The sequence below is a fragment of the Sporomusa aerivorans genome (genome assembly GCF_041428895.1).
Lineage (GTDB): Bacteria > Bacillota > Negativicutes > Sporomusales > Sporomusaceae > Sporomusa > Sporomusa aerivorans.
On record NZ_CP156926.1, the window covers coordinates 4496981 to 4517945 of the forward strand.

The 20965-nt window shown below is 44.3% G+C and carries 19 protein-coding genes and 1 pseudogene; 6 read left to right on the forward strand and 14 right to left on the reverse strand.

Features of this window, described 5'->3' with window-relative positions; all coding sequences use genetic code 11:
* Positions 1 to 67: 67 nt before the first annotated feature.
* The 5 genes from SATMO3_RS21760 to SATMO3_RS21780 form a co-directional block, all read right to left on the reverse strand.
* Positions 68 to 529 carry a nucleoside recognition domain-containing protein gene (locus SATMO3_RS21760; protein WP_371371856.1) on the reverse strand — a complete coding sequence of 154 codons (462 nt, stop codon included), beginning with the start codon at positions 527 to 529 and terminating at the stop codon, positions 68 to 70.
* Between the two features lie 5 nt (positions 530 to 534).
* Positions 535 to 963 carry a nucleoside recognition domain-containing protein gene (locus SATMO3_RS21765; RefSeq protein WP_371371858.1) on the reverse strand — a complete coding sequence of 143 codons (429 nt, stop codon included), beginning with the start codon at positions 961 to 963 and terminating at the stop codon, positions 535 to 537.
* Between the two features lie 26 nt (positions 964 to 989).
* Complete coding sequence (locus tag SATMO3_RS21770) at positions 990 to 1160, reverse strand: hypothetical protein (RefSeq protein ID WP_371371859.1); 171 nt, start codon at positions 1158 to 1160, stop codon at positions 990 to 992.
* Between the two features lie 89 nt (positions 1161 to 1249).
* Complete coding sequence (locus SATMO3_RS21775) at positions 1250 to 2155, reverse strand: LysR family transcriptional regulator (protein ID WP_371371861.1); 906 nt, start codon at positions 2153 to 2155, stop codon at positions 1250 to 1252.
* Positions 2156 to 3096: 941 nt separating this feature from the next.
* The gene (locus SATMO3_RS21780) at positions 3097 to 4824 is read right to left on the reverse strand and encodes a methyl-accepting chemotaxis protein (protein ID WP_371371863.1); all 1728 of its coding nucleotides are present in this window, start codon (positions 4822 to 4824) and stop codon (positions 3097 to 3099) included.
* A 402-nt stretch (positions 4825 to 5226) separates the two neighbouring features.
* Between SATMO3_RS21780 and SATMO3_RS21785 the strand changes: the two are divergent.
* Positions 5227 to 5382: pseudogene (locus tag SATMO3_RS21785) on the forward strand (ATP-binding protein); the annotation flags it as partial.
* Positions 5383 to 5513: 131 nt separating this feature from the next.
* Here SATMO3_RS21785 and dcuC read toward each other — a convergent pair.
* From dcuC to SATMO3_RS21800, 3 genes are all read right to left on the reverse strand, one after another.
* Positions 5514 to 6767 (reverse strand): C4-dicarboxylate transporter DcuC, encoded by a 1254-nt coding sequence (gene dcuC / locus SATMO3_RS21790; protein WP_371371865.1) that lies wholly within the window; start codon positions 6765 to 6767, stop codon positions 5514 to 5516.
* 630 nt (positions 6768 to 7397) lie between these two features.
* Entirely contained in the window at positions 7398 to 8585 is a 1188-nt protein-coding gene (locus SATMO3_RS21795; RefSeq protein WP_371371867.1) for a hypothetical protein, read from the reverse strand.
* A 13-nt stretch (positions 8586 to 8598) separates the two neighbouring features.
* Complete coding sequence (locus tag SATMO3_RS21800; RefSeq protein ID WP_371371869.1) at positions 8599 to 9516, reverse strand: NUDIX domain-containing protein; 918 nt, start codon at positions 9514 to 9516, stop codon at positions 8599 to 8601.
* 300 nt (positions 9517 to 9816) lie between these two features.
* Here SATMO3_RS21800 and SATMO3_RS21805 point away from each other — a divergent pair, with 300 nt between their 5' ends.
* Both SATMO3_RS21805 and SATMO3_RS21810 read left to right on the forward strand, forming a co-directional pair.
* Positions 9817 to 10425 (forward strand): TetR/AcrR family transcriptional regulator, encoded by a 609-nt coding sequence (locus SATMO3_RS21805; protein WP_371371871.1) that lies wholly within the window; start codon positions 9817 to 9819, stop codon positions 10423 to 10425.
* 49 nt (positions 10426 to 10474) lie between these two features.
* Positions 10475 to 11230 carry an SDR family oxidoreductase gene (locus SATMO3_RS21810; RefSeq protein ID WP_371371873.1) on the forward strand — a complete coding sequence of 252 codons (756 nt, stop codon included), beginning with the start codon at positions 10475 to 10477 and terminating at the stop codon, positions 11228 to 11230.
* On the opposite strand, the gene SATMO3_RS21815 is transcribed toward SATMO3_RS21810, so the two are convergent.
* Entirely contained in the window at positions 11223 to 11609 is a 387-nt protein-coding gene (locus tag SATMO3_RS21815) for a PadR family transcriptional regulator (protein WP_371371875.1), read from the reverse strand. The genes SATMO3_RS21810 and SATMO3_RS21815 overlap by 8 nt on opposite strands.
* Positions 11610 to 11867: 258 nt before the next feature.
* Here SATMO3_RS21815 and SATMO3_RS21820 point away from each other — a divergent pair, with 258 nt between their 5' ends.
* The gene (locus SATMO3_RS21820) at positions 11868 to 11999 is read left to right on the forward strand and encodes a hypothetical protein (RefSeq protein ID WP_371371877.1); all 132 of its coding nucleotides are present in this window, start codon (positions 11868 to 11870) and stop codon (positions 11997 to 11999) included.
* A 90-nt stretch (positions 12000 to 12089) separates the two neighbouring features.
* On the opposite strand, the gene SATMO3_RS21825 is transcribed toward SATMO3_RS21820, so the two are convergent.
* The 4 genes from SATMO3_RS21825 to SATMO3_RS21840 form a co-directional block, all read right to left on the reverse strand.
* Positions 12090 to 13403: a serine dehydratase subunit alpha family protein gene (locus SATMO3_RS21825; protein WP_371371879.1), complete on the reverse strand. Its 1314-nt coding sequence runs from the start codon at positions 13401 to 13403 to the stop codon at positions 12090 to 12092.
* Positions 13404 to 13583: 180 nt separating this feature from the next.
* Entirely contained in the window at positions 13584 to 15359 is a 1776-nt protein-coding gene (locus SATMO3_RS21830; protein ID WP_371371881.1) for a sigma 54-interacting transcriptional regulator, read from the reverse strand.
* Between the two features lie 56 nt (positions 15360 to 15415).
* Positions 15416 to 16876 (reverse strand): tetratricopeptide repeat protein, encoded by a 1461-nt coding sequence (locus SATMO3_RS21835; protein WP_371371882.1) that lies wholly within the window; start codon positions 16874 to 16876, stop codon positions 15416 to 15418.
* A gap of 252 nt (positions 16877 to 17128) precedes the next feature.
* On the reverse strand, positions 17129 to 17470 hold the full coding sequence (locus SATMO3_RS21840; RefSeq protein WP_371371883.1) for a DUF3870 domain-containing protein: 342 nt from the start codon (positions 17468 to 17470) through the stop codon (positions 17129 to 17131).
* Positions 17471 to 18102: 632 nt separating this feature from the next.
* Between SATMO3_RS21840 and SATMO3_RS21845 the strand changes: the two genes are divergently transcribed.
* Both SATMO3_RS21845 and SATMO3_RS21850 read left to right on the forward strand, forming a co-directional pair.
* On the forward strand, positions 18103 to 18663 hold the full coding sequence (locus SATMO3_RS21845; RefSeq protein WP_371371884.1) for a TetR/AcrR family transcriptional regulator: 561 nt from the start codon (positions 18103 to 18105) through the stop codon (positions 18661 to 18663).
* The gene (locus SATMO3_RS21850; protein WP_371371885.1) at positions 18660 to 18986 is read left to right on the forward strand and encodes a multidrug efflux SMR transporter; all 327 of its coding nucleotides are present in this window, start codon (positions 18660 to 18662) and stop codon (positions 18984 to 18986) included. Before SATMO3_RS21845 ends, SATMO3_RS21850 begins: the two co-directional genes overlap by 4 nt.
* A 173-nt stretch (positions 18987 to 19159) precedes the next feature.
* On the opposite strand, the gene SATMO3_RS21855 is transcribed toward SATMO3_RS21850, so the two are convergent.
* Positions 19160 to 20653, reverse strand: a complete 1494-nt coding sequence (locus SATMO3_RS21855) for an Lsa family ABC-F type ribosomal protection protein (RefSeq protein ID WP_371371886.1) — start codon at positions 20651 to 20653, stop codon at positions 19160 to 19162.
* Positions 20654 to 20965: the final 312 nt, after the last annotated feature.

Sequence of the window (20965 nt, forward strand, 5' to 3'; positions counted from 1 at the left end):
AATCAGGGCGTTTTCCGCTTCTAAAAACGAAAACTCAGACCCTGACTCTATGACAAAAAAACTTAGATTACCGGCTCTGCTGAATGGTACGCTTTCGTTCCAGCATCTTCCCGATTAAGTAGGTGAAAACAAAAGCGATTATGAGGCGCGCACCTGCGACTACCATAAGGTTTGCATCTACACCAACAAATAAGGCTGTTTCCTCAAATATGGAATGACATATGCCAATCATTACGAATAGAATGGTGAGCGTGGCGCGGGAATAGTTTTTTTCTCTAGCCGCCTGGAGAATAACACCACTGCCGGAAACGATGCCAATGAATAAACCGGCAAATGCAGGCAAAGCGGCCGATTCAGGCAGATAGAAGACACGGGTAAACCACTGGGATCGCTTGGCAATGACCTCCAGCCAGCCAAAATGTTTCGCATATTCTACCAAAACCATAAATGGCAAGATGATAAGCGCCAGTTTCAGTACTATAGCAAGACTGGCAAGCAATCCCTGATATACTATCGACAAATATTCCACTTAGCCTAACTCCATGTTCCTAATATATGAATAAGCCATCCGGCCAGGAAAGCGCCTGCTAAACGCAAGCCAAATACCAATATACCGCTGACCCCGGCTTCTGTTACCACAGCTGTCTCCATAAAAGCACTATGACAAATAACAATCATGGTGCTTAAGATAGTTGCTTCTTTATTTGATAAAGGCAATACAAGCATGGCCCCAATCCCCCCGTAAATATTGCCGAGGATGCCGATAACAAATGCAATAGCGGCTTCTCCCGGAAGTCCAACCATTCGCATAAGGGGAGCAAACAGTTGAGCCAGGGTGTGTAATAACGTTGTCGTCTGCAAAGCAGACACAAAAATAATTGCCGGCACAATAACTTTTGCAAGCCGCAAAACCACGGCTAGGCCTTTATTCAATCCAGTTGCTGCAATATCCACTCTCAGCATAATAACTCCTTCGCTCTCAATCCTGATTAACGATTTCTATGCCTTAGTTTATATCGCAGCCAACGCCCGCAATCGGTCCAAATGGCGACAGCCACGAAGCCGCCAATAAAGAGTTGTTCCCAGTTAAGGCCGCTATAGAATTGATTAATGAGTAAAAATATTACAATGATTATGCATACCAGACTACAAGCCCGCATTGATTTCCCTCCCAACCTCTTGCTTCATTATAACGCGCAGGCTTAGAGCAAAGGAAATTGCGGATGATTATGGGATTAATAAAAAACTTTTATGATTGAGCGGTAAGATACTCAATGAGGCCGTTTTGTATATTGGCGTGTTCGGCAACAAGCAGCAATAGGGATCTTATAGCCGGCGTCAGCATCTTACTTTTGTGAAAAGCGACATACATTACAAAATCAAGCTGTGGTGTACCCGCTAATTCAACAAGTATACCATTAGCCAGAAACGGCTCAACCAATACGTACGGCAATACACTGACTCCTAAACCATCCAGGACGGCCTGCTTAATAGCTTCGGCATCACTATATTCAATAAGGGATTGAATATCCTTTTCCTTTACAACATCTTCGTATTTTGTCCGGTACACGCAACCTGGACGAAAATTAATAAAAGGGTATTCACTAATATCCTGGCAGTTATTATTAGTAGCAATCAAATCACGCTTGGCTACCCAAACTAACTTTTCATGGGACAGCTCGAATTGTATTATCTGGCTGCTGTCAATTTTGTCGTGGACTATGGCAATGTCAAATACGTTGTCCATTAGGCCTTTGATAGTCAAAGGAAGATTAGGACAAATATCTACAGTCACCGAACCGGCTACCCCGCTTTTTTGAAAGTCGAGCAGTATCGGTGACAGGATATAACTGGCCGCCGCTGTGGATGCGCCCACCTTAACAGGGCTGTTAAGGTTTGAAAAGCGCTGCATGGCAGTATCCATATCACAACATAAATTCAGCAGCTTTTCCACATGTATAGTAAGTTCTCGACCCGCTTCCGTGATATAAAGTTTTTTACCAATCCGCTCAAACAGGAGAACTCCAAAGTGTTCTTCCAGTGTCCGTATATGAGCTGTGACGGCAGGTTGGGTAAAATTCAGTTGCTCGGCAGCCTGAGTGATGTTTTTCAGCTTAGCTACCAATAGAAACGTTCGAAATAATTGAATGTCCATTCGCCATCCTCCAAGCGACATAGGTATAGATATAAGTTCTACACCTTTTTTCTACTTCTATCCAAATAAATTGGCATTAAAGCGCCAGGTTTTTCTTCCCCTTTTAAACGGCTGCATCTTTTATATTCTGTGCCTCTATTTCATAACCTGCAAAAAAGATACCGGGAACGTTTTGTTCCCGGTATCTTTTAAGAATTCCGGTAGTTAGTCTCTGCGGATTCGGAGGTTTAGTTTTTTTATCCTATGCTATAGCACTCCTGTTTGCTACTGACCAAAATATTTGTTTAATATATTATTGCAAAACATTGCAGAGCTTTCTTTACAGGCTGTAAGCCATAAAGAAAGCACGGCCGCAGCCGAGCCTTTGGCGAAAGAAGAAGGCGATGCTGCCCTAACTTATTCTCTCTTTCAGCAAAATGAAAAACCCCCTATGGTAGTTAACAATTCTACCATAGGAAGTTTTTATTAGTGTCCCAACGCTTGTTTCATTCATATGTGCGCCGGCCTCTTTTCGAAGGGCTGGAAAGTAGCAAAATATGTCCTTGGTTAGACTAGTTAAATTGAGTTGTCGTCAAACCCGAACCCGGGGATTAAAAGGAGTATAATTATAATTATAATAATGATCCACCAGCCACTACGGCCACCGCAACCACCAAAACCATTACCCATTCTTAGTTACCTCCTTAAAGCAAATTTTGGTTAGCCTAATTTAGAGTATGCCTCAGAAGGTAGATATGTTAATGTTTCGGCTGCAACAATCTAAGGTAAAGACGCAATAATCCGCGAGCCCTGAAATCAACCCTGAAGATATCTGGGGAAACCATAACACTCACTTATTGTTTAAGATCACCTTGCGTTACACTTACGGCCAGTTTCTCTTATTTACGCCGTATAGTCCCTCAAGACATCGGCAATTCCCACCGGCAAAAAATCACCGGTGATTAGACCTTAAAAGTACTAACAGCAATCTGAAGCTCTTCAGCCATCTGCGAAAGGCTGCGGCTGGTAGCCGCAATTTCCTGCATGGAAGCAGTTTGCTCTTCAGTTGCTGCGGAAACGGTCTGCGTTTCTGCAGCAGTATGTTGGGTTACTTCCTCAATTCCGCGCACAGCACTAACGATATCCTGGCTAGCATCGGAAATACCACTCGCCGCGCCGGATATTTCCCGGACTTGACTGGTCATTTCTTCAACCATATGTATTATTTTAGCGAAAGCCTCCCCTGCTTCAGCCACAACCATAGAACCGCTCTTAACCTCTTCTGTACCATTGTTCATAGCAGTTACGGCTTGATCTGTCTCCTGCTGGATTTCGCTTATTAATATGGCAATCTGTTGCGCTGCCGCATCCGATTGTTCAGCTAATTTCCGCACTTCTTCAGCTACCACTGAAAAGCCTCGGCCCTGTTCTCCGGCACGGGCGGCTTCGATAGCGGCATTAAGCGCCAGAAGATTGGTCTGGCTGGCAATCCCGGATATAGTATCAACAATTTGACCTATCTGTTTAGAACGCTCCCCAAGCTTACTGACAACCTGCGCCGAACAGTCTACAGTTTCCTTCACACTGGACATCTGGTTTTCCGCCGATTTGATGAGTTTTCCGCCCTCTTCGGCAGCAGTTGCAGTCTGCTGGGAAATACTAGCGGCGCTTTGAGCATTATGAGCCACGCCGTTGATATCTGCAGCGGATTTCTCTACCACCGACAATGTTTTTCTTACTGCATTTACTTGTTTCTCGGTCCCGTTGGCCACACCAATGATAGAATCGGCGACCTGGACGGCAGACTGCGCCGATTGTTCAGAACTGGCAGTCAGTTGTTCTGAGGCTGCCGATAGCTGTTCGGCCTTTGACTGTACGTTAAAAATCAAATTTTTAAGATTACTCTTCATATCAATAAGCGCTTTGGCGAGAATACCGAATTCGTCAGTCCGCTGAGTAAGCATATGATCGATCTTGCCGGCAAAGTCACCTGTTGCCATAGTGGTTAATTCGCCGGTAATTAAACTAACCGGAGTTGTAATATGTTTTGTCAGAAAAATGCTCAGCATGACGCTGATAACAATAGCAATACCGCTTAATATCATGGCGATAAGTACGTTACTGGATAAGTTGCCGTTGGCTTCCTCGACATTCGCCTGAGCCAGTTTGGAATTATCCTCCACTGCAGTATGAAGCGTTTTCTGGATAGACTGGGCAAAGGGTGTCAGTTCCCTGGTTATCATTGCGGCGGTTTGGGCTTCGGCGTTAGCTTTTTCTGTATTTCCCGCCAGTTTATTCTTGTATTGTTCCCGCAATACAGGAATCAGGCGGCCCACTACACCTGTTTTATATTGTTCTGTATCATTGATTAATTTTTCAATGTCCTGCACTTTATCGGGGGGAGTCAGGTCACGCAGTTGTTTTTCCAAAGCAATAACGCTTGTTAGCTTTTCCTCAAAATTCTTACTATACTTTTCATCCCCGTCAGCGATATAACGTCTGATTTCCAGGACAGCCCCCGTATATTCATTTTCAGCCTTAGCGGCGATAATAGCCCGGACATTGCTTGTTTGAATGTCATCAACATCATTTTTAATCTTATTGGAAGACCATAAAGAATAAGCAGTCAATACCAGCATTAAAGATAAAATCATAGTAAGAGCGATAACAATTTTTTGCCTAATTCTCATATCTAACCTCTTTTCGTATTCACATTGCACCAATTACTCAGAGTAGTCTTCGACGCGAGTTAAATCGTGTAGATTTTGTGACATCGCCCCTATTCTCTGCAGAATTCACGTATGTGTGATTCCAGTATTAAGTAATTATTAACACATAATTTCCATATATCAAATATAAATTCCATAAAAACCCGTTAATTTCCTTTCCATTTTCTCTATTTATCCGACTTATTTTTTTATTTAACCCCCATATTCGACAAAATCTCCCTCTGAGTTTCCCATAAAAACGTAGAAGCCAAGAACTAAAACCATTCGCTAGCAGCACTAGTTAAAAAGCACCGGGTTATTCCCGGCGCGCAATCGATCTTTCTGAGCAAGACAGCAAAAATCCCCCGCATATGCAAAAGAGGGAAGTTAGGCACTCCTTTTATAACCACCGACGGTACCGGATTAGGATTACCGGTATGTTATCGAATCGCCCAGAGGCATAACATGTATATCGAGATAGAAACAAGCAGCCTGGGAACAACTTTTCAGGTAAAATTCCGTACAACTGGTAACGGTTGAGCTAAGTTTTGCGTTGATCAATCACAAAAATAATCCCCGGGAAAACTCCCGGGGATCATCTTCATTCTACATATGCGCATCAAAATAACATCGGCAGATGAGTTAACCTAATCGAAGTAGGAATTGAGCAACTACATTAACAAAAATGCCATCCCGATAATCATAGCCCCCACCATCGGCAGGCTGTTGCGTTTGGCTATTTCCATCGGATTTACCCCGGCAATGCCGGCTATGATAATGGTAGCACCGGCTATCGGCGACATAGTACGTCCCAGTGTACCGCCCAGCGTTGCCATACTGCCCATCTGTACCGCAGACATGCCGAAGTCGGCCGCATGGGGTGTAATTGCCTGATTAAACGCAAAAGTCGCCGCGTCACCCGAGCCAACAACCAATCCCAGGATAAACGGTCCAACAGCTGCGCAAATCTTGACAATGGCCGGGTTGCTAAGCATAGCGTCTGTAAAAGCTTTTACAAGTCCCATGGCTGTTAAACCGGAAACAAATACGCCGGCTGCAATAATAATACCAATAATTTCTCCATAAGCTTTACCCATACCGTCAAAAAAAGCATTGCTTAGGTTGACAGGATTTTTTCTTGTCACTAGCAGAGCAAGCAGCGCACCAATAATCATGGCTTGCGGAACATCCATCTTAAAAGCCGGGACAACGCCGGTAGCGCCTAAAATCAAAATAACTATCGGAAAAATAGGCATGAAAGCATAAAGCAAATTAACCTTAAAAGATTTTTCAACTGCCAGGCCTTCGGCAACATATCCTTTATGTTCCTTTTTATAATAAGCAATCAGTGTAATCAAGATTGTGGCCGTGATTAAGGAGGCAATATTGGCTTTATAGTGAAAACCGATAACATCCATAACCCCCACGCCGGCAATCTTGGCGACAAAAGGATTATGAGCCAAGCCGGGATTCAGCATGCTACCATATGTACCGCATTTTACTGCAGCTCCCGCCATGGCCGGATGCACACCCGCCGACATCATTAAGGGCACAAAAATAGCACCGGCGGCCGCTGCCGTCCCTGCTGCACTAGGCAGGGCAACGTTGACTGCGTAAGTGGCGATAACTACTCCGGGAATGAGTAGTGGACGAACTTTGGAAAGGCCATTTGCCATAAGATTGATCAAATGCTTATCACATTCGGTATATTTCATTACCATGGCAAAACCCATAACCGAGCAAACAGCCTGAATCAGCCCTCCATTTGTCATTTCCTTGGCGAACGCATTCAAGGAAACCATTGGGGTACCGGCCACACAAGCCATAATAATACCGGAAACTAATAATACCAATCTTGCATCATAACGCTTTAGCAAAAAGTAAATCGTGATTAGTACCATGATGGTACCAGCGGCTGTCATCATAAGAAGACCTCACTTTCTCAATACAAATTCCGTCAGACGGTCGCAGCGCCTATTTTTTCCTTATAAATTAAACTCGCCTCCTGTTTCCCGGGATATAAAAAGGTAAAGACGCAGTTTTCCTTCAAAGAAAACAGCGTCTTTGCCTTTAGTCATACTATATCATACATTTCATGGCAAAATCAATGTTAAAATCTTCAAGCTGAACACTTTGCCGAGCCTTATCCTTACCCGGCAAACTCCATGACAGGTGGCAATGCATGATAAGCCACTTTTGTTCTTCATGCATTGTAATTGTTCTAAGTGCAAAGCAAATTCTTTTACTAAAAATTCGTCCGCCAAGAGACAAATGGTCCTTTCCTACACTCGATGCAAAATAGATTTAAAACAAAAACAAATTAGGGCATTGCATGCTGCCACAGTTTCTTTAACCAGGAAAATAGCGAAAGCCTGATATACTACCTTATTTTGCTCCTTGCGGCTTCTTGTTAACTTTGCTTTAGCTTACTGTATCAGACGACAATATGCTAGGGCGCGTCATGATTTTCAATTGTAGGCTACTTTTCCTCCCCTCTCTTGAGTATGCGAAAATAAAAAAGCACCGAATATCTCGGTGCCAGCTTAAAGGACAAACTAAAGGTTTTTGAATAATTTTTCTCTGCCAAGTTTAACTGAAAATGTATCATCATACTTGAAGATATCGGCTGTAGCGTAGGTCTCGCTCAGGGTGGAAGGTAAAAAAGAACCGGTGCCGACAACATCGATAGGCGCCTTGGCCTTAGCCATAATTTTACACTTTAAGAGGTCAAAACCACTTGAAGCAATGATACTTACCTGCTTATAGCCAGCCTGATCCAGGTTGTTGCGCGTATTAATTATGTTGGCAGCCGATACGCCTGTCCCGAATAAAATTTTCCGGACCCTATCCTTGGTGACATCATCGACTAAATCATAGGTATCTTCACCAATAACCGCCCGTACAGCCTGATACTCACTGTCAACATGCAGCCAGTTGCAGATAATTTCAACACTCTTATCGAAGTCCAGGCCTTCTGCAAAACGGCCGCCATGAGTATCTAATCTTACTCCCAGACTTTTGCCGGGAAGTTTTTGTGCATAAAACCACTCGGCGACTGCCAAAGATTCGGTTATTTCCTTGCCGAAATAGTCCACCAGGGCAACAATATTACTGTCTTCCGGGTTAGCGGCGATAAACATTTTCGTGGCTTCCAAGGTACTGCCTGCATAGCCGACAAGAGCATGCGGCATGGTTCCCAGGCCGGCTTTTGTCCCAAACATACCTGCCGTTAAATCCTGAGATGTGCCAATAAACCCTTTACAGCCATGCAGCTTGGCTAATTTGCTGCCTACATTCGCTCCATAGGCGGCAAGATAACTCATAGAATCGCCGGTAGAATGCCGTGGATGCATATCTATAAAAGTGACTTTGGGCAGGCTTAAACACATACTGTAGGCATTATAGGCCGATAAACACGGAAATCCTACATTTCGCAAGAGCAATGTCTCCAGTTCTACCAGTTCATCAAAGGGACCGGTATAAGTAAAGAGGACATCCTCGGATAAAACAATAGAGCCTTCCTCATGCAACCGTTGTACAGTAGTTGTCGGTGCGTTGCTGGTTAAAAAGGTCAGCGCCGGCTCTATGGCACAGATACAGTCACGCCGTAAAAATACTCCGTATGTAACTTTCTTAGAGCCGAACATATTTAAAACATTGCGTGTCTTCGTAAAATACTTATCTGTTCTCTCTTTAATCTCTTCGTCATTATAAGTCCGATAGCTTCCTTTTCCTGATAACATAGCGAACCCTCTCCTATACATTTTTTATAAACCATTCGGGATTAAACCGGTATAGCTGCGATGGCCGGTGTCCTACTTCCGTTTTTTTATGGTTGGTAGGAATAACCAGTTTGTTTACGGAAAGCATTTTTTTGCGGAAATTGGGAGTCAAGAGTTCTTTGCCCAGCAAGATTTCATAAACGCTTTGGAGTTCTCCGAGAGTGAATAGCTCTGGCATCAGATTAAAAGCGATATTGGTGTACTCAACTTTATTGCGCAGCCGCTCTAAGCTATATTGAATAATCATGGCATGATCAAAGGCAATGCCGTCCGAATTCACCACTTCCCGCTCGGTGCGAATAGCCGCTCCCTCAATAATATGCTTGACTTTGACAAGCGCCGGGCAGGTTATCGGTTCAACACCGTCCTCATTAGTCAACGTTAAAGAATAATCATATTCCTTTCCCAGTATATTGCCCTTACCATCCTCCAGGGTATACGCCATACTCGTATACTCCACGGAAAACCATCTGGCGTCGGCGGCGTCATCACCGGCCTTAATATCAAGCTTTTCACTGTCGACCAGCGCCATATAGGAGACGCTAACGGCACGGTTATCAGGAGATTCCTCAGCACGCGGATCCCGTTTTTCATCCCCCCAGGAGTAGAGTTGCTCAATATAGACATCATCAATATTGGTTTCCTCTTTGAGTTCACGGTAAGCGGCGGCATCCACACTTTCCGTGTTTTCAACAACCCCTCCCGGGATGGCCCACGCTCCTTTGAACGGATTGCCCCGCCGCTGAATCATTAATAGCTGCAGTTGCTTTTCAGGCACCTTGCGCGGATTGTCCTGGTTCCGTTCCCTGACAGTATATATCAAAACATCAGTTGCAACCTTCATATTGTGGCGTTTGCTAAATTCAGCCGGCATTAGTCTTTCATTACTCATATACATCCCTCCACTAGTCGTAAGCGGATTCGTTCAGGAAGATTTATACTTGTTATTTTGTACTCCCACCTTACTTACTACCTTAAACATATTATCTAAAATGTATTATGTGCTTATTATACAAAGTATCATTAGTCTTTACAAGTAGTTTGGGCGATAATTTAAAAAAAGATATACAACTTTACAAGTCAGCTAACTATTGACTCAAATCGATATTATATATTATAATTTTAATAATTTATAATATGAAGACTTAAGAAAGCAGCTAAGTATTGCAAATGAATGCAGGTGGTGACTAACATGCCGAAAACAGGCTTGACCTCTGATGAGATAAAAGAAAAAGCTTTGCAAATCGCCGAAGACAAGATACGTTATTATGGGTTTGAGAAATTTCGTTTAACCGACATTGCCAAAGAGCTTAAAGTAAGTCAGGCTGCGCTCTATAATCATTTTCCCGATAAAGCAGCGCTGCTTGACGCTATTTCTGAACGCTGGCTGTCGCGGCTGGATAACGCTTTGGCGCTGATAACGCAAAAAGAAGCATCCCCGCAGCAGCTGATTCTGGAATGGTTCCAGAGATACCACGAATTAAAAAAAGAAAAGGTTTTGCAAGACCCGGAACTTTACAAATCCTTTAGTATGGCGGCAGAGCTGCTAAAACCATTCATCGTGCAGCATTTAAACAATGTTCATAACCAGCTTTTAATACTTGTACAAAAAGCAACAGCAGCCGGAGAAATCCATAGTGAATCACCGGCGAAAGCCGTTCGCCTCTTGCTGGAAGCTACTGTGTCCTTTCACCATCCGCAAATGGTGCTGGAGCACAAGGCTGAACATAGAGATCCATTGTTAAAGGATTTAGTTGAAGTTATGCTGCTAGGTTTCCAGGACACTGACAGCAAGCGATAAACGTTCCTGCACCCAGAAACTAATTAAATCTATAGGAGGGAAAAATACAATGACTGCATTTCAGGAGAAAAAATTGACGGGAAAAGTAGCATTAGTAACAGGCGCTTCCCGGGGTATCGGCAGAACCATCGCCCAAGAGCTGGCGCGAAACGGGGCTCAGGTTGTCATCAATTACGCGCAAAACGGGGAACAAGCCGCCCAAGTGGTTGCCGGAATTAAAGCACAAGGCGGAGATGCTTTGGCCGTCCAGGCGGACATTAGCCAGGTTGCCGAAGTGGAGCGGCTATTTAAAAAGACGCTGGACGCCTATGGCCGAATCGACATCCTTGTTAATAATGCGGGCATAATGATTACAAAAGCCATCACCGACATAACGGAAAGTGATTTTGATAAAATTTTTGCCGTAAATGTAAAAGGTACTTATTTTGCATGTCAGCAGGCCGCCAGGTTCATGGCCGCTAAGGGCCGCATCATCAATTTCTCCACTTCAGTTGCCGGACAGATGTTTCCTATGTATAGTGTCTATGCAGGAACCAAGGGAGCCGTCGAGCAGTTTACACGTCAACTGGCAAAGGAATTCGGACCCAAGGGTATTACCATTAATGCGGTTGCGCCCGGACCGGTTAATACCGAACTATTCACGGTTGGAAAAACCAAAGAGCAGATTGAAGCCCTCAGTAAAATGAACGCGTTAGGCCGGCTGGGCGAAACAACAGATATTGTAAAAGTTATTTTGTTCCTGGCCAGCGAAGACTCACAATGGCTGACAGGTCAAACCATTCGCGTTAATGGCGGTTTTATATAATGACATTTTGCGCATAATTCAAAAACTTTCCCAGGGCCTGGTGATAGTCCGTCAAAGTAGCCAGCCAAGTTTTTAGACATTCCTGTCCATCAGCCGTTATTTTATACAACCTCTTGGCTGGCCCCGGGCTTAACACATCCCAGGCGGCAGTAACATAACCGCCTTGCTCCATTTGCTTCAGGCAGCGGTAAACTCCGGATGGATCAGGCCGCCGCCCGCGAAGCATATAGGTTTCTTGCAGTTTTTGCACTATACGGTAGCCATGTAGTTCTTCGTTTTCAACTAACAGAACAAGAATTGACGGATGTATTAATTTTTCAAGATTGGCTCCCGTGCAGGGACAATCATTAAAGTTTTTCTTTATACTGAATTTTAACATTGCGGAAACACTCCAGACTTTAGCAGCAACCGCCGCCTGTATAACAACTGTCGGTTCAGTTACAAACCGTGACTTTAGAGCCGCGTCTCTGTAAAGCTCGCGTGTCACATCTAATTCAGATGTCTCGCCCTTACAGTTATCGTAATTTTTACAATATTTACTATAGTAACACACACATTAGACTGAGTCTACTAGTTAATAAGCAAACTACAAAAGCGGCGGGCAAATCATTCGGATAATCATAAAGGCGATGTTTTCATGCGCTTTGGTTTCAAAGCATTGGTAGATTTTGGCGTTACCAATACTGCCGGTAGTCCCGACCAGTATGTACTGGCTTGCGAATTAGTTGCCAATGCCCTTAAGGAAGCAAAGAGAGTAATTACCTGGTAGCGCCCAGCTAAATTTTAGTCTTAAGCCTTTATTGACAGGAAACCCTCAACCCTGCGTAAAAACCAGGGTGAGGGTTTCCTGCCGTTTTCTTTATAGATCAGGATTTAAAAAAACCTTGCTTTTTTCTAACATAATATCAAGAATAATTTTGTCAGTATGCACCATCCCAGGATTGCTGACAAGACCAAGATTGCGGATGGTTGCGTCTGTCGATTGCAGAATGATCCCATTACTGCACGGCACCACAACATTTTTCAGGGTCAGCAGCGCCGTCTCCACAGCCACACCGGCTGCTGTGGCCAGTTTTAAAGCGCACCCTACCTTGCCGCCATCACAAATCATACCGGTAAGATTGGCGATCATGTTCTTTATTGTGCCATTGATCTGTTCCGTAGTGCCGTCCAGCATCCACACGATGGCGGCGCTGGCGCCGGTCGCGGCCGCTACCGCACAGCCGCATAGGGCCGAAAGGCTGCCTGTAAAATTCTTAATATATAATGTAACAGCCGCACTGACTGCTAACGCCCTAATTGTTTTTTCCCGGGAAATATTCATTCGTTCGCCCACAGCGACAACCGGCAGTGTAGCGGTTAAGCCATGATTGCCGCTGCCGGCGACGCTCATAACCGGAATGGTTTCGCCAGACATGCGGGCGTCGGCGCCTGCGGCCGTTAAAATCTTGGCATAATGGACAAGGTCGTTGGCCAAAACGTTTTCGCTGATCAAATCCTGAAGATGCGCGCCAACGGCCATTCCCAGCCGGCCTGTAAGGCCGGCTGCCGCCGCAGCTAAATTCATACTGACGCACTCTTCCAGAAAGACCAGTTCTGCATACGGAGCGGCTTCGACAGCGTTAATAAGCTCGCCAAGCGAAACATCATCACCGCAAAACTTGCTGCGGGCAGTACTGGCGATGTTATCGGCAGCAGATATTATGTCAGTACCGTTGAATTGTAGAGAAACCAATTTCGTATGGTTGCCGGCTATCACAGAACGCGCTGTTGTATCCCCTGCTTTGGCAATCACTTCTATATAGAGCCCTTGCTTATCATTCAGAAGTATTGACACTTTCCCGGTCTGAGTCATAACCTTGGCCTGTTCTAAAAGCCCGGGGGTAATGCCGCTCAGCAACGATAATTCCTGGCCCGGATCACCAATTAAAAATCCCAAAGCAGCCGCAATCGCCAGACCGGCCTGTCCCGTCCCGGGTACGCCCACTGCCAAACCGTTTTTATAAACATTCGGATCAACACTTACTGTTATCTGACCTTCCGCAATATCCATATCTCCGAAAGCTTGCTTGGCGTAAGCTGCTGCCAAAGCAACCGCACCAGGCTCAGTACAGCCAAGAGCCGGTATGACGCCGGCGCGAATTAAACCAATAACTTCCTGATAGTGTTTCATAAGTTCCTCCGCTAGACATATATTTACTCACCTCAATACAGTATGCAAGTTATATGCCAAATTGAAAGAACCTGACTTTCCTGATTACACTATATATCTTTTCTCAAAAAGAGACACAACGTTGGTATAAATAACCTGATATCACGTTTAATTAGAATTTCTTAATATGACACACATTTCTCAAATCGAGAAACGCGTGTCATATTCTTTTAATTTCCGGTAAAGAGTTGCCTTGCTAATGCCCAAAGCTTGGGCCGCTTTAATCTTCCCCTCAACAGTAGAGCCAAATTTCTTTATCGCCCCCGTGATTGCCATTCTTTCTAACTGGGCTAGCGGAACAACATCACTGTATTGAGAGCTGTTGCCGGCTTTTTCTCTGATCCGTGCGGGAATTGAGGGTAGCCCTATAGTTTCGGCTGTGGCGATATTGACCAGGTATTCAATGACATTTTCCAGTTCACGCACATTACCCGGCCAGCCATAGTTAAATAATGTCTCGTAAGCATCCGCATCAATAGCTCGCACAAATTTACCAAGAGCAGATGAATATTTGGCAAGAAAAGTTTGTATCAAAAGCGGCAGATCATCACGTCGCTGCCGCAGAGCCGGTATGTACAAGGGAAAAACATTAATCCGGTAATAAAGGTCCTGACGGAATTCACCATTTCCGACCATAGTATCAATGTCTTTATGAGTTGCGGCCACAATCCTAACATCAACCGGAATGTTGTCTACGCCGCCAACCCGCTCAATTCTGCGTTCCTGGAGAACGCGCAGCAGCTTGGCCTGTAGAGCCAGCGACATATCGCCAATCTCGTCAAGAAACAGCGTACCGCCATCGGCCAATTCAAATTTTCCCGGTTTTCCACCCCGTCGGGCGCCGGTGAAAGCGCCTTCCTCATAACCAAAGAGTTCACTCTCCAGCAAGGCTTCCGGAATGGCCGCACAATTTATGGCGATAAAGGATTTATTCTTCCGGCCACTGCCACAGTGAATAGCACGGGCAAACAACTCCTTACCGGTGCCGCTTTCACCTTGGATTAATACGGTAGCATTACTGCCGCACGCTATCTTGGCCGCTTTTTTGGTTGCCGACAGCGGCTGGCTTTCACCCAATATCATATCCAGTGTATAGTAGAAATTTTGCGCAGATAATTGCGAGACAAACTTGCGCACCTCGGCCATTTCCCGCACGGTGGCTACTATGCCGCGGACGTGGCCGCCTTCAGACCACGGTTTGGCCGTAACCAGGAAATGAAGCCGCCGCCCTTTACAATTACGGATAATTTCCTGATTCAAAATCTCGCGACCGCTCTGCGTTACCTCTTCAACCGCTAATCCCGGCAGTAAAATTTCTATATTGGTTCCGGCGACTATGTCAGCCGTTATACCCAGCATGTTCTCAGCCGAGGTATTAATATTAACGATATTGCCAAAACGATCAGCCGCAATAATTCCTTCCTGCACAGAATTAATTACCGTTTCCAACTGGCGTTTAACAGCCTGCAGTTGATTGAGGTTTTCCTGCTCAGCAACTTTGCTGGCGAGAAGATCGGCCATACGGTTGATAAAACCAAACAAATCATTCTGCTGCTCAAGCAACATTTGCCGCTGCTGCTCACTAAAAGCAATCAGGGCAATCACGCCGATGGTCACGCCTTCTGCTTTGATCGGGCAGCAGACCTGAGCCAGTTCAGCGCATTGCTCCCGCAGTTGGCAAGTTACACAGGCGTTGTGCTTGCCTGGGTCTGTAATAATAAAACCGCGTCCGTTCCTCAAAACTTGTGCAAAAACAGAGTCCTTGGCTAAATCCGCACTGAGCGTTTTAGCATACCGTCCGGTACCGGCAATACGTTTTAAGGTATCGTCGACAATGGTTACCTCCACACCCAGAACACTGGCGATTGCTTCAGCCGCCTGTTGTACCGCTTGTTTAATTTGCCCGAGTTTTGACATTTGTTTTCCTCTATTCTTCAAGCTTCACTGAATAGTACTTCTTCCCGGACTGGCAATTACCTGCCATGAGTTGATATTCCAGCTGCTTTTTGCTGTAAAGCCATTCTAACTCTTTCTATAACTTCTTGCCACTCACCAGGCTTACGCTGACGAAAAAGCCGTACTGCCGGGTACCAAGGACTGTCCTCCCGGTCCAATTGCCAGCGCCAATCCGGATCATACGGCAAAAGTACCCAGGTCTCTTTCCCCATAGACCCTGCCACATGCGCCACTGCGGTATCTACGGTTATCACTAAATTAATATCTTCGAGCAATTCTGCCGTGTCCAGGAAATCGGCAAGTTCACTCGAGGAATCACTGATATTGCAGGATGCCGCCATTAAGTCTTCAGCTCTGGGACCAACCTGCAGACTAACCCAGCTAACCCCTGGTACTCTGAATAGATTTTGGAAGACAGTAAACGGAATTGACCGTTGGGCGTCATTAGCATGTTTGGGGTTCCCGGCCCATACCACTCCCACCCTGTTTCCATTCATCTTTTCGGAGGTCTCCCGGTGAAAGGCTGACGCTGCACACTTAACCGGCGCATAGGGAACAGGTTGTGGAATGGTCTCTGAACAAGTGTTAAATATTGCCGGCAGACTAAGCAAAGAGCAGACATAGTCATATCGCGCCTGCAATGGACATTCTCCCGCCAATACTGTTATAGACGGAAACAGAGTCGACAGTAAGCGTTCCAGGGGCTTTTGCACCCACAAACTTGTTTTTGAAGCCAACTGCTCTACCATTTGCGCATATCTGGCAAATTGTATAGTATCGCCAAAACCATGCTCCCAGCATAACAGAATATGTTTACCGGTTAAATCTTCTCCGCGCCAGTGCGGTATATCAAGCTGTCGATACCGATAACTCGTTAAACGTGATTGCTCATATTCTCGCCAGCCCCTGCCGAATTCGCCGCATAGCAAATAAAAAATCGCCAGCGAATACTTGGCCTCAGAATAACCAGGACGTAACTCGACAGCCCGAAAAAAATGCTGCTCTGCTTCCGCAAAACGCCTGGTCATTCGTAAAATTCTTCCCAGATTATGATGGGCCTCCGGAAAATCAGGCTTTAACTGTACAGCCCTTTCATATGCTTTCTCTGCTTCAAACAGTTGATACTGCTCTTCTAAAGCAATGCCTAAATTATTATAAATTGCCGGTGAATTAACATAAAGCTCAGTGGCTTTTCGAAAACAAGCTTCCGCCTGCTGCAAATCACCAACATCCAGAAAAACCAACCCTAAATTATTATAGGCATGCCAATTCTTCGAGTCTAATTCAATAGCCCGACAAAAACAAGCTTCGGCTTCGCCCAGTCGCTCGGTATTTTTAAAAATCAGGCCTAAGTTATTATAAGCCGGTGCATAGCTTTGATCTAACTTTATAGCTGTACAGAATGCCGTGGTTGCATTTTCTATATCGCCCTTCTTAACCAGCTTTATTCCTAAATCCAGATACATTTTAGCAGTCATAGGCGTTCACCCCAATATCGTTCCTACTGAACATATTTTGCTTACTGCAGTGAGTAGAGACAGGCAATATAGTAAATTATAAAAGAAATTTATTTGAATAGCGTAATATAAGTTCAACTAGTCAGTCATACAAACTCATAAACCCCAGGATTTCTGCATTTTCTCACAGATCCTGGGGTCACTTGCAAAATATATAGATTAGCAGCAGTCTTATGTATTCCCTGATCAGCCTGATAGTGCGTCTCTTTTAGTTCAGTACTGACTTTTTTTAGTATTGCTCCCGGAAGCATATGCCGTATACTTATCAAAAATAATGCGCAGTGCGGTAATAATTGCCTTTTTGGCATTGCCCTGATATACCTCGCCAATTAAATCAGTCAATGCTTTGGGACTTTGCTGCAAACTCTTTCCTCTTAACAACTCTGCGACAAACTTCTGCGACAGTGGCGTTGACAGTGTGCATTCAGCATCAACTATTGTCCCGCTTTCCATCTCAATCAAAACGACTAAGGCCATTACACCATAAATTTCACTCGATACCGTCCCGGACGGCAATTGCGCATAAGCAGAAAACAGAACAACATTTGCGTCCAATATATATAACCTCCACTTTATAAAATATATGGCTTTGTCTACACTATTGATAATATTTAGCATTTACAAAAATTCGTTAATGCTTACTTGCCGGTATAACTTTCAATACCTTTGCCGCCGGCGCCTAACCGGCGCGGTTACTAACACCCTGCTTGTAAAGCTTATTGGCTACTATATAGTTCTCCTTAAAAAAAATTAAAGAACAGCTTGAGCTATTAACTCACTCTGTCCCTTTTACACATTGCCACAGTATTAGAGAATCCCACCGTATTAGTCCGTAAGACGGCAAGCATTCTACTTCATTGAAAAAATTCCGCATGCATCCTTAGGGAATAAAGCAGGGCATGCTGTTCATATCGAAACTTTTAGAACACTTAAACACTCATTCACTCTTTCAGTATAGATTTTACCGTTTTTTTCGTATAATCGTCAAGTTATAGATCAAAAAATATATAAAGTTAATATCCGGCCAAACAACTATCTGCAACGCATTAAAGTCTGGCAGACGGGTGGTGTGTTGGTAAAAGCAAAAGTCAGGCGCCGGAGCGTTGTCAGCCATTAATAACTCAGCAGCTTTACTGTACCGTCCAGACGGTATATAATAAAAAGAAACGCCGCCGGAGGTAAAGCCCATGCCAAACCAGCTTCCCGCTGAAACTATTGATACCAAACAAAAAATACTGCGCGCCGCCGCTCAAATTATTAACTCTGCCGGTGTAATGGCCTTAACATTGGAAGCAGTCGCCAAGGAAGCCAGAATAAGCAAAGGCGGCCTGCTATATCACTTTCCCAGTAAAGATGCCCTGATGAAAGGGATGAACGACTATTTGCTGCAAAGGTTTGTAGCGGAAGTGGAAGATGCCGCCAAGCAGGATCCTGTAGAAGAAGGAAAATGGACAAGGGCTTATACATCAGTAACCTTTCGCCAATTAGACGATGAAATTGATATAAACGTCGCATTTTTGGCTGCGGCTGCAACAAACCCTGACCTGCTGAGAGCTATGGCGAAACAAATGCAAGCACTACAAGCGCACATAGAGAATGATCATATTGATCCAATTATATCGACAGTCATTAGGCTTGCTGTCGATGGTATGTACTTCAATCAGCTCTATGGCGCCGATTTACAGGAAGATGCCTGTGAGAAAGTCTTAAACCACTTGATTTCCTTAACTAAGGAGGCGACAGCGTGAACGGATATGTTTTATTAGGTATAGCCATTGCCTGCGAAGTATTTTCCACATCAATGCTTAAAGCCTCGGCAGGTTTTTCAAAACTTATGCCGAGCCTTGCGTTTATCGTAGGAATGAGCGCTTCCTTTTATACAGTTTCCCAGGCCATGAACTCCATTCCCCTAAACATCGCTTATGCGATCTGGTCAGGCTTAGGCACGGTATTAACAGCCCTGATCGCCATTTTGATTTGGCAGGAACCAGCCAATCTGTATACCGGCGCAGGAATTGCCTTAATCGTAAGCGGGGTAGTCTTACTTAACCTAAAAGGAGCCGGACATTAAGCCGACGACTTCTCCGTTCTTAGCAAACCCGATATCGCCAAAACTAAAAGCCCAAGGCCTGAAGTCAAACAGGCCTTGGGCTTTTTTCGCCCTGACAGATAGTATAACTTTCGCCAGGATAGTGAGCACCGGCTTTAAGCTTTCGCCTAAAGCCCGCTGCAGCCGCGTTTTCTTTATTTTATCGGCTTATGAAGCTCAAAAATCTTTGTGGCGATATTTTGGCAGAACTCGGTATCATGCTCGACAAACAAAATAGTCGGGGAGTATTCAAGCAGCAATTTTTCTATTTGCATGCGCGAGATAACATCGATAAAATTAAGCGGCTCATCCCAAATGTGTAAATGAGCTTTCTCACAAAGACTTCTTGCAATCAGGACTTTTTTCTTTTGCCCACCGCTAAAATCAGCCATATCTTTTTCAAATTGGATTCTTGAAAAATCAAGTTTTCTTAAGATAGCCTTAAAAAGACTTTCATCAATATCATTATCTTGGGCATAGCCGGTTAAGTTGCCCCTAAGGTGAGAGGTATCCTGCGGAACATAGGATATCTTAAGCTGGCTTGCCTTTCGGAAAATACCTGTATAGGCAATATCTTCCCCGCAAATCAGCTTAATAACACTTGATTTTCCCGAGCCGTTTTTACCGTAAAACGCTACTCTGTCACCTTGCTCAATGGTCAGGCTTACATTCTCACAGGCGGTCTTTTCACCATAGAATATAGATACATTTTCAAGTTCGATAAGGCGATCGCTATGAAAGTTCAACTGAGAAATTTTCAGCCGCTCGGAGTTTTCTATATTTTTCAGAAGCTTAGACTTGTCGTCAATGGCTGCTTGTTGCCTTGCTTCAATCGTCTTGGAACGCTTCATCATCTTCGCGGCTTTGTGGCCTATATAGCCTTTATCAGGCTTTACCCCTGAATTCTTTGTACCCAGCTTTGTTTTTTCCACTTTATCCGACCAATCCGATGTACGTTTGGCGGCGGATGACAAACGGGTAATATCTTGGCGGAGTTTCTCATTTTCTGCAAGCTCGAAGTTGTCCTGCATTTTTTTATTTTCCCACCAGGACGAAAAATTTCCTTTTAGAATTTCAATATTTGTTTTGTTGATAGAAAGAATGTGGTCAACACAATTATCGAGAAATGCTCGGTCGTGAGATACCAAAATAAAACCGCGCTTAGCGCTAAGATAGTCGCTGACAATCTTTCTTGCATTCATATCAAGGTGATTCGTCGGCTCATCGATCAGCAGGAAACTATTTTCTTTTAGAAACAAAGCAGCTAGCAGCACCTTGGTTTGCTCGCCGCTGGAAAGCGTTGCAAAAGGGCGGTATAGAACGTCCTCAGAAACCTGCAGCAGGGAAAGTTCACGCATAACCTGCCACTGAAGATAATCCGGATAGATATTCTCAATTACATCAATGGTGCTATCTTCCGGGTTAGCAACCGCAAAGGGAAAGTATTCGAAGTTTACTTTCGCCGCTATAGTACCACTGTATTCATATTTTCCAAGCAACAAGTTGAGAAATGTAGTTTTACCTCTGCCATTTCTGCCTGTGAAACCCAGTTTCCAATCTGTATCTATTTGAAAACTCACATTTTCAAATATGTTATCATAACTGCCATCGTAGCTAAAAGTCAGATTTGCAACATTTATTAAAGACATAATTTATCCTCCTGTAAAAATATAAAGCTGCAAGAAAGTTAATTCCTGCAGCTCATAAAATACAGCAAAGCCAAGCCCAGTAGCTGGACATGACGAGGGTATATGTCTGAGTGAAAAGAATTGTAACTTTCTTGCATACGCGCAACAAATCAAGCAGCCTTCCCGCGCCGTTGATTTTGTTATGCTGTATAATAGCAAGAAAAATTACATCTCTTCAACTCCAATCGTTTATTTACACTGATTATATCACACTGCTGTTTAAGATTCAACAAACCCAGCCTCTAGTGGAACAATCTGCCAGACCATGCAACT